Source organism: Metapseudomonas otitidis, from assembly GCF_011397855.1.
In the GTDB taxonomy this organism is placed as follows: Bacteria; Pseudomonadota; Gammaproteobacteria; order Pseudomonadales; family Pseudomonadaceae; genus Metapseudomonas; species Metapseudomonas otitidis.
In genome coordinates this window covers 2,475,816-2,491,189 of record NZ_AP022642.1, presented here as the reverse complement: position 1 = coordinate 2,491,189, position 15,374 = coordinate 2,475,816, and the positions used below count along the sequence as shown (strand labels likewise).

The 15,374-nt window shown below is 69.0% G+C and carries 16 protein-coding genes; 4 read left to right on the top strand and 12 right to left on the bottom strand.

Features of this window, described 5'->3' with window-relative positions; translation table 11 throughout:
- Positions 1-6: 6 nt before the first annotated feature.
- From PotMrB4_RS11390 to PotMrB4_RS11345, 10 genes are all read right to left on the bottom strand, one after another.
- Complete coding sequence (locus PotMrB4_RS11390; protein ID WP_172433308.1) at positions 7-720, bottom strand: ABC transporter ATP-binding protein; 714 nt, start codon at positions 718-720, stop codon at positions 7-9.
- On the bottom strand, positions 717-1,559 hold the full coding sequence (locus PotMrB4_RS11385) for an ABC transporter permease (protein ID WP_172433307.1): 843 nt from the start codon (positions 1,557-1,559) through the stop codon (positions 717-719). The genes PotMrB4_RS11390 and PotMrB4_RS11385 overlap by 4 nt, the downstream gene beginning before the upstream one ends.
- Before the next feature lie 22 nt (positions 1,560-1,581).
- Positions 1,582-2,589 (bottom strand): aliphatic sulfonate ABC transporter substrate-binding protein, encoded by a 1,008-nt coding sequence (locus PotMrB4_RS11380; RefSeq protein WP_172433306.1) that lies wholly within the window; start codon positions 2,587-2,589, stop codon positions 1,582-1,584.
- Positions 2,590-2,791: 202 nt separating this feature from the next.
- Positions 2,792-3,445, bottom strand: coding sequence for a methionine ABC transporter permease (locus PotMrB4_RS11375; protein ID WP_172433305.1), 654 nt, complete (start codon positions 3,443-3,445; stop codon positions 2,792-2,794).
- A complete protein-coding gene (locus tag PotMrB4_RS11370) occupies positions 3,429-4,505 on the bottom strand; it encodes a methionine ABC transporter ATP-binding protein (RefSeq protein WP_172433304.1) in 1,077 nt (358 codons plus the stop codon). The genes PotMrB4_RS11375 and PotMrB4_RS11370 overlap by 17 nt, the downstream gene beginning before the upstream one ends.
- Before the next feature lie 355 nt (positions 4,506-4,860).
- Complete coding sequence (locus PotMrB4_RS11365) at positions 4,861-5,655, bottom strand: MetQ/NlpA family ABC transporter substrate-binding protein (RefSeq protein WP_074972547.1); 795 nt, start codon at positions 5,653-5,655, stop codon at positions 4,861-4,863.
- Positions 5,656-5,679: 24 nt separating this feature from the next.
- Complete coding sequence (locus PotMrB4_RS11360) at positions 5,680-7,122, bottom strand: LLM class flavin-dependent oxidoreductase (RefSeq protein ID WP_172433303.1); 1,443 nt, start codon at positions 7,120-7,122, stop codon at positions 5,680-5,682.
- Positions 7,122-8,330 (bottom strand): SfnB family sulfur acquisition oxidoreductase, encoded by a 1,209-nt coding sequence (locus PotMrB4_RS11355; protein ID WP_172433302.1) that lies wholly within the window; start codon positions 8,328-8,330, stop codon positions 7,122-7,124. The genes PotMrB4_RS11360 and PotMrB4_RS11355 overlap by 1 nt, the downstream gene beginning before the upstream one ends.
- 9 nt (positions 8,331-8,339) lie before the next feature.
- On the bottom strand, positions 8,340-9,575 hold the full coding sequence (locus tag PotMrB4_RS11350; RefSeq protein WP_160481849.1) for an SfnB family sulfur acquisition oxidoreductase: 1,236 nt from the start codon (positions 9,573-9,575) through the stop codon (positions 8,340-8,342).
- A gap of 181 nt (positions 9,576-9,756) precedes the next feature.
- Positions 9,757-10,680 (bottom strand): LysR family transcriptional regulator, encoded by a 924-nt coding sequence (locus PotMrB4_RS11345; protein WP_069561096.1) that lies wholly within the window; start codon positions 10,678-10,680, stop codon positions 9,757-9,759.
- Positions 10,681-10,784: 104 nt separating this feature from the next.
- Here PotMrB4_RS11345 and PotMrB4_RS11340 point away from each other — a divergent pair, with 104 nt between their 5' ends.
- A complete protein-coding gene (locus PotMrB4_RS11340; RefSeq protein WP_172433301.1) occupies positions 10,785-11,462 on the top strand; it encodes a type 1 glutamine amidotransferase domain-containing protein in 678 nt (225 codons plus the stop codon).
- A 44-nt stretch (positions 11,463-11,506) separates the two neighbouring features.
- The gene (locus tag PotMrB4_RS11335; RefSeq protein ID WP_044413953.1) at positions 11,507-11,809 is read left to right on the top strand and encodes a putative quinol monooxygenase; all 303 of its coding nucleotides are present in this window, start codon (positions 11,507-11,509) and stop codon (positions 11,807-11,809) included.
- 18 nt (positions 11,810-11,827) lie between these two features.
- Here the strand turns inward: PotMrB4_RS11335 and PotMrB4_RS11330 are convergent, their stop codons facing one another.
- Positions 11,828-12,406, bottom strand: coding sequence for a COG3904 family protein (locus PotMrB4_RS11330; RefSeq protein WP_044413956.1), 579 nt, complete (start codon positions 12,404-12,406; stop codon positions 11,828-11,830).
- A gap of 170 nt (positions 12,407-12,576) precedes the next feature.
- On the opposite strand from PotMrB4_RS11330, the gene PotMrB4_RS11325 reads away from it, so the two are divergent.
- Positions 12,577-12,807 carry a DUF2789 domain-containing protein gene (locus PotMrB4_RS11325; RefSeq protein WP_044403710.1) on the top strand — a complete coding sequence of 77 codons (231 nt, stop codon included), beginning with the start codon at positions 12,577-12,579 and terminating at the stop codon, positions 12,805-12,807.
- Positions 12,808-12,926: 119 nt separating this feature from the next.
- On the top strand, positions 12,927-13,118 hold the full coding sequence (gene ptrC, locus PotMrB4_RS11320; protein WP_044403712.1) for a type III secretion system co-regulatory protein PtrC: 192 nt from the start codon (positions 12,927-12,929) through the stop codon (positions 13,116-13,118).
- A gap of 21 nt (positions 13,119-13,139) precedes the next feature.
- Here ptrC and PotMrB4_RS11315 read toward each other — a convergent pair whose 3' ends face one another.
- Positions 13,140-15,374, bottom strand: a complete 2,235-nt coding sequence (locus tag PotMrB4_RS11315) for a xanthine dehydrogenase family protein molybdopterin-binding subunit (protein WP_172433300.1) — start codon at positions 15,372-15,374, stop codon at positions 13,140-13,142.

The window sequence follows — 15,374 nt, the reverse complement described above, 5'->3', positions numbered from 1 at the left end:
GAGTCACTAGAACGCGTGGGCCCGGTGCAGCGCCGTCAACGCCTCGGCACGCAACTGCGCCAGCAGCGGGTCGCGCCGGTCGCGGGGGTGTACCAGCGGCACCTCCAGCGTCTCCAGCACCCGCCCCGGGCGACTGCCCATCACCAGCACGCGGTCGCCCAGGTAGAGGGCCTCGTCCACATCGTGGGTGACCAGCAGCAACGCAATGCCGTGGTGCGCAGCCAGGGCCAGCAGCAAATCCTGCAGCTTCATCCGGGTGAAGGCGTCCACCGCGCTGAAGGGCTCGTCCAGCAGCAACACCCGGGGCCGCGAATACAGCCCCCGGGCAATGGCCACGCGCTGGGCCATCCCGCCCGACAGTTGCTTGGGCAGGGCCTGCTCGAATCCCTCCAGTCCCACCTCGCGGATCAGTTGCGCCACCCGGGGCCGGTCGTAGGCCCGGTCATCGGCGAAACCGATGTTCTCCGCCACCGTCAGCCAGGGCATCAGGCGCGGCTCCTGGAACACGAAGGCCACCTCGCCCTCACCGCGCAGCGCCTGGCCGCTGTAGTCGCGCTCCAGGCCGGCGACGATGCGCAGCAGGGTGCTCTTGCCGCAGCCACTGGGGCCCAGCAGGCTCACCACCTCGCCCTCGGCCAGTTGCAGGTGCACGTCCTGCAGCACCGTGTGCCCGGCGAACGCCTTGCGCTGCACGCGGAAATCCAGCAGGGGCAGGCTCATGGTTGCGCCTCCCCGCCTTCGCCGGCGAACGCATCGCGCCAGGCCAGCAGGCGCCGCTCCAACGTCGCCAGCAGCCCATCACTGAGCTTGCCCAGCAGCGCCAGGACGATGATCGCCGCCAGCACCAGGTCCGGCCGCGAGGTTTCCCGGCCGTCGGTCAGCAGGTAGCCCAGGCCCCGGGTGGCCGCGATCAGCTCGGCCGCCACGAGGAACATCCAGGCCAGGCTGAGCCCACCCCGCAACCCCGTGAACAGCCCCGGCAGGGCCGCCGGCAACAGGATGCGGCGGGCCAGCCGAAGCCGCCCGAAGCCGTACATGCGCCCCACCTCCACCAGCTTGCGGTCGATGTTGCGGATCGCCGCCACCCCGTTCAGGTAAACCGGGAAGAACGCACCGATGGCGATCAGCACCACCTTCGAGCGCTCGTCGATGCCCAGCCACAGCAGCAGGAGCGGCACCCAAGCCAGGCTGGGGATCGCCCGCAACGCGGCCAGGGTCGGCTCCAGGTAGGCCTCCGCCTCGCGGCTCAGACCCACCCAGGCAGCAGCGACCAGCGCCAGGGACGCACCCACGGCGAACCCGGCGGCCACGCGCCCCAGGCTGACCCCGATATGCCCCCACAGCGGCCCGGCCGCCAGCTCCTGCAGGGTCAGCAGGATGTCGCTGGGGGCCGGCATCTGGTACGCCGGCACCCAGCCCGCACGCACGGCCACCTCCAGCAGCAGGATCGCCGCCAGGGGAATCGCCAACCCCTTGGCCCGTACCACCAGCGCGGCCAGTGGCACGGCGGGTCGCCAGGGAAGCGGCGGAACCGCCAGGGTCTTGCTCTTGCTGCTCATCGGGCTCTCCTGGGGTACTGCATCACTGGCGGGCGATGGCCTGGGTACCAAAGCTCGGGTCGATCAACTGGTCCACCACCTGGGCCACGTCCACGCCACGGCGTACCAGGCCCTCGCTGGCGAGGATCGGCGCCGCCGCCTTCAGCGCAGCGATGTGCTCCGCGCCCGGCTGGGCGTTGGAGAAGTCGGTGCGCGACAGTTGCAGCCGCGCCACCTCCAGCGGCAGGCCGGACTCCTTGGCCAGCAGCTCCGCCAGCGGCTCGGGGTTCTCCCGCGCCCACTGCCGGGCCTTTTCATAGGCCTGCAGCACCTGCTTGATGGTCTGCGGGTGCTCGGCGGCGAAGCCCTCGGTCACGCTCACCACCCCGTAGCTGTTGAAATCCAGGTTGCGGTAGAGGATGCGCGCCCCCGACTGCAGCTGGCTGGCCGCCAGGTGCGGGTCGAGCCCGGCCCAGGCGTCCACGTCACCGCGCTCCAGGGCCACTCGGCCATCCGGATGCTGCAGGTGCACCAGCTCCACGTCGTCCTTGCCCAGGCCGGCCTGTTCCAGGCTGCGCAGGGTGAACAGGTACGGATCGGTGCCCTTGGTCGCGGCGATCTTGCGGCCCTTGAGGTCGGCCAGGGTCTTGATCGGCGAGTCCTTGCGTACCGCCAGGGCCGTCCACTCGGGGCGGCTGGCGATGTACACGGTCTTGATCGGGCTGCCGTTGGCACGGCTCAGGACGGCCGCCAACCCGGCGGTGGAGGCGAAGTCGATGCTGCCGCCGTTGAGGTACTCCAGCGAACGGTTGCTGCCCTGGCTCAGCACCCAGCTCACCCGCGTATCCGGGCCCAGAGCCTGCTCCAGCCAGCCGAAATGGCGCAGCACCAGGCTGGTGGGCGAGTAGTAGGCGTAGTCGAGGCGGACCTGCTCAGGCGGCGTCTCGGCCTGGGCGGCCAACGGCGAGGCGAGTGCCGCGCAGGCGGCCAGCAGCCCGACTACGCGACCGAGAAAACCGGGCCGGCGGGCCCGCAGGGGGAAATGGCTCATGGGAGGCTCCTGACAGAAGTCGCGCGACGCTCCTTATTCGATCCAGCTATCCATAGCCGTCATCACGCTTTGATCAGGGAATATGCAGCCACCATGCCAACCCTCCGCGCCCCGGCCGGCGCGGCCTGGCGCCCTGCCCTGCCTCGCCCTGCTGTACACCCGGCAACAGCCTGTTGCCGGACTGTTGCTCCAGCAACAGCCCTCAGGCCCGCTTGTTCAGCAACCGCGCCAGGCGGTCGCCGCCGAACTGGATGAGGGTCACCAGCAGCACCAGCACGATGATCACCGTGAGCATGATCTGCGTGTCGAAGCGCTGGTAGCCGTAGCGGTACGCCAGGTCTCCAAGCCCGCCCGCGCCGATGGCGCCGGCCATGGCGGAGGAGTTGATCATGGTCACCAGGGTGATGGTGAAGCCACCGACGATGCCCGGCCGCGCCTCCGGCAGCAGCACGTTCCAGATGATGTGGCGACGCCGGCAACCCATGGCCTGGGCCGCCTCCACCAGACCGAAATCCACCTCCCGCAGGCTCACCTCGGCGATGCGCGCGAAGAACGGCGTGGCAGCGATGGTCAGCGGCACCACCGCGGCCCAGACGCCGTAGCTGGTGCCGACGATCAACCGGGTGAAGGGAATCAGCGCCACCATCAGGATCAGGAAGGGCACCGAACGCAGCACGTTCACCACGCTGCCCAGGGTGCGGTTCAGCACACGTGCCTCGAAGATCCCGCCCGGCCCGGTGGTCACCAGCACCAACGCCAGCGGAATGCCCACCAGCAGCACGATCAGCGACGAGGCGCCGATCATCAGCAGCGTATCCAGCAGCCCGGTCCAGAGCCGATCAAGCATGGGCGACATAGCCGCGCACCTCCGCCTTGTCCGCCAGTTGGTGAGCGCGCTCCAGCACCTGCGTACTGCCCAGCCCGGCCAGGCCGACCCGCACCAGCAGGTGCCCCTGCGGGCGTCCCTGGATGCGGTCGATGCCGCCGTGCAACAGGCTCACCCGTGCGCCCAAGCCCTGGGCAATGGCCAGCAGGTCCGGCTCGCGGCCACTGGCCCCCGTGAAGTGCAGGTCCAGCAGCAGGTCACCGCCGGGCACCGGTTCGTTGGCCAGGCGACCTTGCAGGTCGTCCGGCAACTCATGGCGCAGGGTGCCCAGCAGGGTTCGGGTGACTACGTGCTGCGGGTCGCCGAACACCTGCCAGACCTCGCCCTGCTCCACCACCCGCCCCCGCTCCAGCACCACCACGCGGTCGCAGATCTCGCGGATCACGCCCATCTCGTGGGTGATCAGCACGATGGTCAGGCCCAGGCGCCGATTGATGTCGCGCAGCAGCGCCAGGATCGACTGGGTGCTTTCCGGGTCCAGCGCCGAGGTGGCCTCGTCGCAGAGCAGGATTTCCGGCTGGTGCACCAGCGCACGGGCGATACCGACCCGCTGCTTCTGCCCGCCGGAGAGCTGCGCCGGGTAGGCGTCGCGCTTCTCCGCCAGGCCTACCAGGGCCAGCAGCTCGGCGACCTTGCGCTCGATATCGGCCTTGGCCACGCCCGCCACCTTCAGCGGCAGGGCGACGTTCTGCCAGACGGTCTTGGCCGACATCAGGTTGAAGTGCTGGAAGATCATGCCGACGCGACGGCGCAGCAGCACCAGTTGCTTCTCGTCGAAGGTGCCGATGTCTTCCTCGTCTATCACCACCTGGCCCACCGAGGGTTTCTCCAGGCGGTTGAGGGTGCGGATCAGCGACGACTTGCCGGCGCCGCTGCGGCCGATGATGCCGAACACCTCGCCCCGGCGGATCTCCAGGTCGATGCCCTGCAGCGCCTGCACCGGCCCCTGGCTGCCCGGGTAGGCCTTGCCCAGCCCCTGCAGCCGGATGTGCGGCAGGTCCAGGCGGATGTTGCGATTGAAACTGACCATGTGGGCCTCTCGAAAATCTGTTTAAAGCCCGAAAAACGGAGCCGCGGAAGGCAGTAGCCCGGGCTTCAGCCCGGGGATATCCGGCACAGCTCCCGGGCTACGCGCGTCCACCAGCCCCCTCGACCAAACCGCACGGCGAACCTCCGTAGGGGCGAATTCATTCGCCAGGCAGCCCGCAGGGCTGCTCCTCGACACCATTGGGCAGCGCTGCTGCCCCTGGGCAACTGAAGTCGCCCCTGCAGTGGGAGCGGATTCATCCGCGATGCAGGCCGAAGGACTGCTCTGCCGGGGCCGCCCGGGAGCGCTGCGCGCTCCTTTCGCGAATGAATTCGCTCCCACGCCTATCCCAGGGACGTCACTGCCAGCCGGGCTGGTAGAGCGAGCCATGAGCCTTGTCGAGTGCGGCGCGCACCTGCGGCGAGTGCTGGTACACCTCGACGAACTTCGCCAGGCGGCCGTCATCCTGATAATCGCCACGGGTGACGAACTGGATGACGTACTCCTTGTTCTCGATGCCGTCGAAGAGCAGCGCGCTGTTGGGGTCGATCGTGCCGGCCAGGCGGATGTAGTGCGGGTAGCCCTGGGCCAGGTCGACGTCGTCCAGGGCGCGCACCAGCTGCACGGCCTCCAGTTCGATGATGTCGATGTGCTTGGGGTTCTCGACGATGTCGTCCAGGGTCGCCTTGTAGCCCACGCCTTCCTTGAGCTTCAGCAGGCCGGCCTTCTGCAGCAGCTGCAGGCCACGACCGCCGTTGATGGGGTCGTTGGCGATGGCCACCTTGGCGCCCTCAGGCAGATCGGCGATGGCCTTGTACTTCTTCGAGTAGAGGCCGACGTTGTTGATGATCCCGGGGGCGAAGGCCTTCAGGGTGAACCCACCCTCCTTGTTGGCGTTCTCCAGGAAGGGCGTGTGCTGGAAGTAGTTGGCGTCGATGTCGCCATTGGCCAGGGTGATGTTCGGCGTGTTCCAGTCGGTGAACTCCACCAGCTCGACCTTGAGGCCCTGCTTGGCGGCCTCCTCCACCGCCACTTCCAGGGGCGGGGCGAAGGCGGCAGTGGTGCCGAGCTTGAGGGGCTTGTCGGCGGCCTGGGCGATGCCGCTGGCCAGCAGCAGTCCAAGGACCAGGGTTTTGAGGGTGTGCTTGGGCATGGTTTCTATCCGTGGGTAATGGGTTCAGGTCGTGGGAGCGAATTCATTCGCGATGGAAGGCGCAGCCTTCCCCTGGGAGTCCGGGGTCGCCCCTTCGGGCCGATTCGCGAATGAATTCGCTCCCACACGGGCTCCACGATGGTCCGCCGGCAACTGATCCCCCGCACCAAACACCTTGTGGCGCAAGGTGCCTTCGGCATAGGCGGTCTTGTATGCACCTCGGGCCTGTAGCTCCGGCACCACCAGGTCGATGAAGTCGGCGTAGCTCTCCGGGGTGACGATGCGGGTGAGGTTGAAGCCGTCCAGCCCGGTCTCGTCGATCCACGCCAGCAGCTCGTCGGCCACCTGGGTCGGCGAACCCACCAGCAGGACGTAGCGGCCACCCAGGGCGTGCTGCTCGAGCAGGTCGCGGCGGGTCAGGCTGTTGTCACGCAGCTTGCTGGCAGCGGACTCGATGGCGTTGGTCTTCATGTAGGGAATCGGCTCGTCCAGCGCGAAGCGGGCGAAGTCGATGCCGGTGGAGCTGGCGAAGTGGGCGACGCCCGCCTCGGCACTGGCATGGGCCAGGTACTCGGCGTGCTTGGCACGGGCCTCGGCCTCGGTGGGCGCGACGATCACGCTGATGCCCATGAACACCTTCACCGCCTGCGGATCACGGCCGGCGGCCACGGCGGCGGCGCGCACCTTGTCCACCTGGGCGCGGGTCGCGGCCTTGTTGCTGCCGCTGATGAACACGCACTCGGCATGCTCGCCGGCAAAGCGCAGGCCGCGCGCCGAGGAGCCGGCCTGGAACAGCAGCGGCGTGCGTTGCGGCGAGGGTTCGCAGAGGTGGTAGCCCTCCACGTCGAAGAACTCGCCGTGGTGCACCACCTTGTGCACCTTGTCCGGCTGGGCGTAGACCCGGCGCTGGCGGTCGTTGACCACTGCCCCGGCTTCCCAGCTGCCTTGCCACAGCTTGTAGAGCACCTCCAGGTACTCGTCGGCCTGGTCGTAGCGGCGGTCGTGCTCCACCTGCTGGCTGCGGCCCATGGCACGGGCCCCGCTCTCCAGGTAGCCGGTGACGATGTTCCAGCCCACGCGCCCCTCGCTCAGGTGGTCCAGGGTACTCATGCGCCGGGCGAACAGGTACGGCGGCTCGTAGCTGAGGTTGGCGGTAACGCCGAAGCCCAGGTGGCGGGTCACCCCGGCCATGGCGGAGACCAGCAGCAGCGGGTCGTTGACCGGCAGCTGGATGCTCTCCTTCAAGGTCAGGTCGACGTTGCCCTGGTAGACGTCGTAGACGCCGACGATGTCCGCCAGGAACAGCCCGTCGAACAGCCCGCGCTCCAGCAGCTGCGCCAGCTCCGTCCAGTAGGAGAGCCTGCGGTAGTCCGTGGAGCGGTCGCGCGGGTGGGTCCACAGGCCGTGGTTGATGTGCCCCACGCAGTTCATGTTGAAGGCGTTGAGGAGGATCTGCTTGCGCGCCATCAGATCGTCCCCCGGCGCGGCGGCAGCACGCCATTGAGGTAGTAGTTGCCCACCGCGTGGTACTTCCAGCGCACCGGGTCGTGCAGGGTGTGCACCCGGGCGTTGCGCCAGTGGCGGTCGAGGTTGTGCTCGGCGAGGCTGGCGCGGGTGCCGGCCAGTTCGAACAGCTTGCTGCCGGCACTGAGCGAGACCTCGGTAGTCAGCGCACGGGCCTCGGCCACCCCCAGGGACGCAGCGGCCACGCTGTCGGCGGTGGGCTCGGCGCTGGCGGCATCCAGCAGCCGGCCGGCGCGGTCGAGGATGGCCTCGGCGGCGTGCAGGCGGATGGCCAGGTGGCCGAAGGCGTGGATCAGCAACGGGTCGTCGCTGGCCTTGTCGACCCCGGCGTCGATCCACGGCCGCGAACGGGTGCGGACGAAGGCCAGCGCATCCTCGTAGGCAGCGCGGGCGATGCCGACGTCGATGGCGGCATGGAGGATCTGGGCGAAAGGTCCGACCGTGGTCGGGCGCTCGAAGGCGGCCTGGAAGGACACCAGGTCCTCGGCCGCCACCGGCACGTCGTCGAACACCACCGAGCCGCTGCCGGTGGTGCGCTGGCCAAAGCCCGACCAGTCGTCGATCACCGTCAGCCCCGGCGCGGCGCGCTCGGCAAAGGCCAGGTACTGGTGGCCATCCTCGGCCACCACCAGGGTCGGCACGCGGTGAGCGTAGAGGGCACCGGTGCAGTAGAACTTGCGGCCACGGATGCGGTAGCCCTCGCCGTCCCGCACCAGCTGGGTGGTGCGGTCGTTGGCGGTGCGGGTGCCGATCTCTGCCAGGGCGTTGCCGAAACGCTCGCCGGCCAGAGCGGCGGCGAACAGGCGGCGCTGCTGTTCGGGGCTGCCGTTCACCCGCAGCACTTCCAGGGCATAGAAGTGGTTCTGCGGGATCTGCCCGAGGGAGCTGTCGGCGGCGCTGATCAGCGCGATGACCCGCGCCAGAGTGACGCGGGACACCCCGGCCCCGCCGAACTCGCGGGGCACGCTGATGCCCCAGAGGCCGGTGCGGCTGAACAGCTCCAGTTCGTCCAGGGGCAGGCGGCGCTCGCGGTCGCGCTCGGCAGCGCCGGGTCGGAACAGGTCGGCCACCTGGCGCGCCACCTCCAGGGCTTCGGCGTCGTCACGGATGATTGCCACGGGGGCGTGTGGGTGGGGATGGGCAATGGTCATGGCGCCTCCTCAGATCCAGGAATGGCGGGCCGGGAAGGCGCCGTTCAGGTGGTAGTTGCCGACGGCGTGGACCTTCCAGCGCACCGGGTCGTGGAGGGTGTGCACCCGGGCATTGCGCCAGTGCCGGTCGAGGCCGAACTCGGCGAGGGTGGCGCGGCTGCCGGCCAGCTCGAACAGCTTTTCGCTGGCCAGCAGGCTGATCTCGGTGGTGAGCACCTTGGCCTCGGCCACGGCGATGGAAGCGCGGGCGGCCGCTGCGGCGTCGATGGGCGCGGCGGCCACTTCGTCGAGCACCTGGCCGGCGCGCTCCAGCAGCGCGTTGGCGGCGTTCAGCTCGGTCTTCAGGCGGCCGATCTCGGCAATGGTGTACAGCTCCTCGCTGGCTCGCTCGACGCCGGCGTCCACCCAGGGCCGCGAGCGCTCGCGGATGAAGGCGATGGCGTCGTCGATGGCGGCCTCGGCGATGCCGGCGTCGATGGCCGCCTGGATCAGCTGCGACAGCGCGCCCTGGATGCTCGGCACCTCGGCCAGGCGGCTGTTGTGGAACACCAGGTCGTCCGCCACCGGTACGCGGTCCAGCAGCACGGTGCCGCTGGCGGTGGTGCGCTGACCGAAGCCGGACCAGTCGTCGACTATCGCCAGCCCCGGCACGCCCCGCTCCACCAGGGCCAGCACGCCGGTGCCGCTGTCATCCAGGGCCTTGACCGCCACCCAATGGGCGAACAGGGCGCCGGTGGAATAGAACTTCTCGCCGCTCACCTCCAGGCCGGAATCGCCCCGGGTGATGCGCGCCTTGATCTCCAGGGTGTGTTTGGTATTGCGCTCGGGGCCGGCATTGGCCAGGCGACGCCCTGCGAGGATGCCGGCGAACACCTGGCGCTTCTGCGCTTCACTGCCGACGTTTTCGATCACGCTGAGCAGGCCGAACTGGTTCTGCGGGATCTGCCCCAGTGCCGGGTCGGCGGCACAGAGGATGCGGAACACCTCGGCGAGGGTCACATGGGAAACCTCGGCACCCCCATAGGCGCGGGGGATGCGAATGCCCCCCAGGCCCAGGCGGGTGAAGAGTTCCACTTCGGGCCAGGGCAACTGGCGGTCGCGGTCACGCTGGGCGGCGCCAGCCCGGGCCTGCCTGGCCACTTCGTGGGCGGCGTGCAGGGCCTGGGCGTCGTTCTCGATCAGCGCCGCCGGGAGTAGCGGGGGCGCCTGGTCACGCGGGTCCTTGGGTTCGGAAGGGTGGGTCATGGGTCCGTTCTCGATTATTCCTGTTGCGTCGCGAGCAGCCGCGTACGCTTGCGAAGAGATCGGTTGCACAACCCGTGCCTGAAAAATATTCCTTATTAATCAGCTATTTATATAAAACGAACAACTGTTGGAATCTGCACAGCAGGGCAAATTGCTGAACATCTGTTGCCCCAGCAACAGTTCAGCCCTGCAAGCGCCGGGCAGCCTCCTGGATCTGCTGGCGGACCCAACGCCGCAACGGGTCGCTGGCCGTGCGCTGGTGCCAGATCTGCATCACCTCAACCTTCGGCAGGGCCAGCGCCTCCGGCAGCGCATGCAGGCACAGCGACGGGTCGCGGGCCACAGCGTCCTCAGCCACGGAACGCAGGCAGGTCAGCAGCAGGTCGGTGCCGGGCAACAGCCGGGGCGGCGCCAGGAAGCTGGAGAGCCCCGCCGCCACCCGCCGCTGGCGACCGAGTGCGGCCAGGGCCTGGTCGACCCGCCCGGCCAGGTCGCCGGTGAGGGTGGTGAGCAGGTGTTCGCAGGCGACGAAGGCGTCGAGGTCCAGTCCCTTGGCCAGGTGCGGGTTGTCGCGCCAGGCCAGCACCACGAAGTCCTCGCTGAGCAGGCGCTGCTGGTGGAAGGTGTCCGGCAAATCGGCGTAGAACCCGGCGATGGCCAGGTCGCAGGTGCCCTTCTCCAGCTCCTCGCGGGGGAGCAGGCCACGGGTGTTGTGGGTCACCAGCACGAGGTTCGGTGCCTCGCGGCGCAACACCGGCAGCAGCTCGGGCAGCAGCGTCTGCTCCATGTAGTCGGTGCTGTAGAGGTGGATGCGCTCGGCGCGCTGGAGAAAGTCCTGGCCGTCGCTGTGTTCGTAGAAGGCCTCCAGCTCCGCCACCAGGCACTGGATGCGCGGAGCCAGCTCGTGGGCCCGGGGCGTCGGCGTCAGCCCACGCGGCGCGCGCACGAACAGCGGGTCGCCCAACTGGTGGCGCAGCTTGTTCAGCTTGTGGCTCAGGGCCGGCTGGCTGAGGGCCATGCGCTCGGCCGCCACCGAGGCGTTGCGCTCCTGGTAGAGCACATGGAAGACCAGCAGCAGGTTCAGGTCCTTGTTGGCGATATTCACTTTTTGGATACCAGGAATAAGAGCTTTCGAATTATCGAATCGTACGCCCTCTCCTAGGATGGTCGCCAACCTGAAACGACGCCCCTACGGGCGGGAGACTGCACATGAAAAAGATCCTGATGGTCCTCACCTCCCACGACCGCCTCGGCGACACCGGCCTGGCCACCGGCTTCTGGCTGGAAGAGTTCGCCGCGCCCTACTACCACTTCCACGATGCCGGCATGGCCCTGACCCTGGCCTCGCCCAAGGGCGGCCAGCCGCCGCTGGACCCGAAGAGCCACGAAGAGAGCGCCCAGACCGACGCCACCCGCCGCTTCGACGCCGATCCGGCCGCCCGCCAGGCCCTGGCCAGTACCCTGCCCCTGGAAGCCGTGCGCGCCGACGACTACGACGCGCTGTTCTACCCCGGCGGCCACGGCCCGCTCTGGGACCTGGCCGAGGACGCCCGCTCCATCGCCCTGATCGAAGCCTTCCTGGCCCAGGGCAAGCCGGTGGCTGCGGTATGCCACGCTCCCGGCGTGCTGCGCCATGTGAAGACAGCCGACGGCCAGCCGCTGGTGCGTGACAAGCAGGTGACCGGCTTCAGCAACAGCGAAGAAGCCGCCGTGCAGCTCACCGAGGTGGTGCCCTTCCTGGTCGAGGACATGCTGCGCGGCCATGGCGGCCTCTACAGCCGTGCCGACGACTGGCACAGCCATGTGGTAGTGGACGGCCTGCTGGTGACCGGACAGAACCCGGCCTCGTCCGATGCCACGGCAGACGCCCTGCTGAAACTGCTGTGAACCCATCGGGGAGGCGCCGCGCCTCCCCCTTTCGAGGAGACGCCATGAGCATCGCCCTGTTCGCCACCCTGAGCCCCCTGCCGGAGCACCGCGAGGTCGTCCTGCAGGCCCTGGAAGCCCTGGTCCAAGGCACCCGCAACGAGCCCGGCAACCTGCGCTACGACCTCTACGCCGGGGATGACGGCAGCCTGCAACTCCACGAGCTGTACCGCGACCAGGCCGCCATCGACGCCCACCGCGCCAGCCCGCACTACCTGGCCTTCCGCGAAGCCGCCGTGGCCGGTGGCTGGATGGCCGCCCCCACCCAGGTGGTGCAGGCCGTACCGGTGAACGTCGCCCAGGGTTGATCGGGCGACCCGGCGCGCCTACTTGCCGCTGATCAGCCGGTAGCGCGCCAGATCCTTCGGGTCGAGGACCCGCATCTGGCGCGGGTCGATGCGCTGCATGTCGTCCAGCAGGCTGTCGGGAATGCCCATCTCGCGGAAGTAGGCCGAGGCGTTGTAGCGCACCCCCTGGTACAGCGCCGCATCCCGCGAGGCGTCACCGTGGGCGTAGTACGGCCGGTGCAGCCCCACCGAACCGCGCACCGCCTTGTTGCGGCCGGCCGCCAGCAGGTAGACGCAAGTGCCCTGGCACAGGCCGGTGGACGGCACCAGGGTGTCGAAGCCGGTCTCGCGCACCAGCCGCCCCATGCGAATCGCCTCGGGCACGCTGCCGCCGATGCTGTCCAGCATCAGCACCTTGCGCGCGAAGTTGCCGGGGTTGCCCAGCACCCCCTTCATCAGCGCGTCGTAGTCACCCGGCGCAATCTCCTCCGACACCTTGGCCACCAGCATCCTCCCGATGGTCGGGTGCTGCACCGCCTCCACCTCCACCCGCGCCTCGGCCTGCAGCACGAACAGGCCGAAACACAGGGCAGCAAGGCGGGACAATGGGCGGGTCATGGGCAAGGGTCCTGGAAAAATCAGAAGGTGCGGAAGATACCTGCCGCCAAGGCTGGGCGGAAGCGCCTTGCCACTGCTCTGTGCGCCAGTGGGAAGGCGCCGCTGTGTTTCCAGGCGAACCGTTGCGCCGGATCGCGAGTCGAACCCCACAGACCCAACAGGAGACCACCATGGACACCACGCCCCATACCCTTGCCACTCTGTTCGAACAGCTCGGGCTGGACGCCAGTCGGCCGGCCATAGAGGCCTTCATCGCGGGCCATCGCCTGGAGGAGGGTCGCAAGATCCATGAAGCGCCGTTCTGGAACGAGGCTCAGCGGGACTTCCTGCGCAGCGCCCTCGGCCAGGATGCGGACTGGGCGGTGAAGGTTGACGAGCTGGCCGTGCGCCTGAGCGCCTAGCGCCGGGTCCATCGATGGGGCTGATGGCGACCATCAGCCCCTTTCAGTTCTGCGCCCGGGAGCGCAGCGGCATCATGCCTCGGGTCGAGCACCTGCCCCGCTGAAACGAGGATCGAGCCATGTCCTTCCCCCACGCCTGCAACGACAACAGCTACCTGGTCACCCATGTGACCCAGGATGAGTTCCGCCTGCACTTCGAGACTGAGGTGGCGCTGTGCCGTGAGGACGGCACCTTCGAGATGCTCCAGGTGAGCACGCCCATCGCCGAGCGTCGCGCATTGCGCCAGCTGATTCGCGGCGAGGCGGCCTGATAGGGCCACCTCGCCGGCCGGTCAGGCCTTGACCTGGCTGGGGAACGGCAGCTTGCGCAGGCGCACGCCGGTGGCGGCGTAGAGCGCATTGGCCACTGCCGGTGCCAGGGGCGGCACGCCCGGTTCGCCGACGCCGGTGGGCTTCTCGGCGGAGGGCAGGATGTGCACCTCCACCACCGGCATCTCGTTCATCCGCAGCACCTGGTAGTCGTGGAAGTTGGATTGCTCCACGCGCCCTTCCCGCAGGGTGATGGCGCCGTGCAGGGCGGCCGCGAGGCCGAAGCCGATGCCGCCCTCCATCTGCGCCTTGATCACGTCTGGGTTGATGGCCAGGCCGCAATCCACCGCGCAGACCACCCGATCCACCCGGAAGCTGCCATCAGCCTTGACCGTCACCTCCGCTACCTGGGCCACGTAGCTGCCGAAGGATTCATGCACGGCAATGCCACGGCCACGCTTCTCGCCCTCCGCGCCCGGCTTGAGCGGCTGGGACCAGCCAGCCTTGTCGGCGACCAGCTCCAGCACGCCTCGGTGACGCGGGTGCTTCTCCAGCAGCCCGTGGCGGAAGGCGTACGGGTCCTTGCCGGCGGTGGTGGCGGCTTCGTCCACCAGTACTTCGGCGGCGAAGCCGGTGTGGGTGTGGCCCACCGAGCGCCACCACTGCACGGGGACACCGATGTCGCTGGGGGTGCTCAGCTCCACCTGCAGGTTGGGGACGGCGTAGGACAGGTTGGAGAGGCCCTCCACCGAGGTCTGGTCGACGCCGTCCTTGATCATCACGGCCTCGAAGCCGGTGCCCTTGATGATGGATTGCCCGACGATGCGGTGGTGCCAGGCGGTCAACCGGCCTTCGGCATCCAGCGCAAGGCGTGCGCGGTGCAGGTAGGCCGGGCGGTAGTAGCCGCCACGGGTGTCGTCCTCACGGGTCCAGACCAGCTTGACCGGCGCCTTCACGCCCTTGTCCCAGGCGGCCTTGGCGATGGCCACGGCTTCCAGCGGGTAGTCCGACACCGGGTTGGCGCGGCGACCGAAGCTGCCGCCGGCGTAGAGCTGGGTGATGGTGACCTTCTCCGGGGCGATGCCGAGCAAGCGTGCCACCGAAGCCTGGTCACCGGTCTGCCACTGCTCGCCGTTCCACAGTTCGCAGGCGCCTTCGGAGAGGCGCACCAGGCAGTTCATCGGTTCCATGGCCGAGTGGGCCAGGTAGGGGAATTCGAACTCTGCCTCGATGCGCTGGTGGGCTTTGGCGAGGACCGGCTCCACCTCCCCTTGGCGGGTGGCGACGGTGCCCGGTTGGGCAGCGGCGTCACGGTAGCGGGCGAAGATCTCCTCGCTGCCGAGGGTGAAGGCACGCTGTTCGTCCCACTCCACCGCCAGGGCATCCCGGCCGCTGCGGGCAGCCCAGGTGTTGTGCGCCAGCACGGCGACGCCGGCACGACCGTGGGGCAGGTCGCGGAACTCCACCACCTCAACCACGCCCGGCACGGCCTTGGCGCGGGCGGCGTCGACCTTGGACGGCACGGCACCGAAGCGCGGCGGGTAGGCCACCACGGCCACCAGCATGCCGGGCAGCTTGAAGTCCTGGGTGAACACGGCGCGGCCGTCGGTCTTGTCGGGGCTGTCCTTGCGCGGTACGGCCTGGCCGATCAGGCGGAAGTCCTTCGGCTCCTTGAGGGGGACGCTGGCCGGTACGCTTTCACGGGCGGCGGCCTCGGCCAGTTCGCCGAAGCCGGCCTTGCGACCGCTGGCGGCATGGCTGATGACGCCCTGCTCGACGCGCAGGGAATCAGCCGGTACCTGCCATTGCCGCGCGGCGGCGGCCACCAGCATGGCGCGGGCGGTGGCACCGGCCTTGCGCATCTGCTCGTAGGCATTGGCGATGGAGCTGCTGCCGCCGGTGCCCTGGAACGGCCCGAACGCCAGGTTGTTGTAGCGCTTGGCGTCGGCAGGCGCGCCCTCCACCACGACCCGGCTCCAGTCCGCGTCCAGCTCTTCGGCCACCAGGGTGGCGAGGCCGGTGTAGGCGCCCTGCCCCATCTCCACGTGCTTGGCGATCACCGTCACCTGGCCGCTGCGGTCGATGCGCACGAAGGCATTGGGTTCGAAGCTGCCGTTGCCGGCCAGCAGTTCGGCGGCGTCCAGCAGGGGCGAGAACAGCACCCCCAGGGCCAGTCCGCCACTGCCGCGCAGGAAGGTGCGGCGGCTGACGTTGAAGATGCCGGTCTCCGGCGCTGCGTCCTGCTCGAAGGTGCTCAT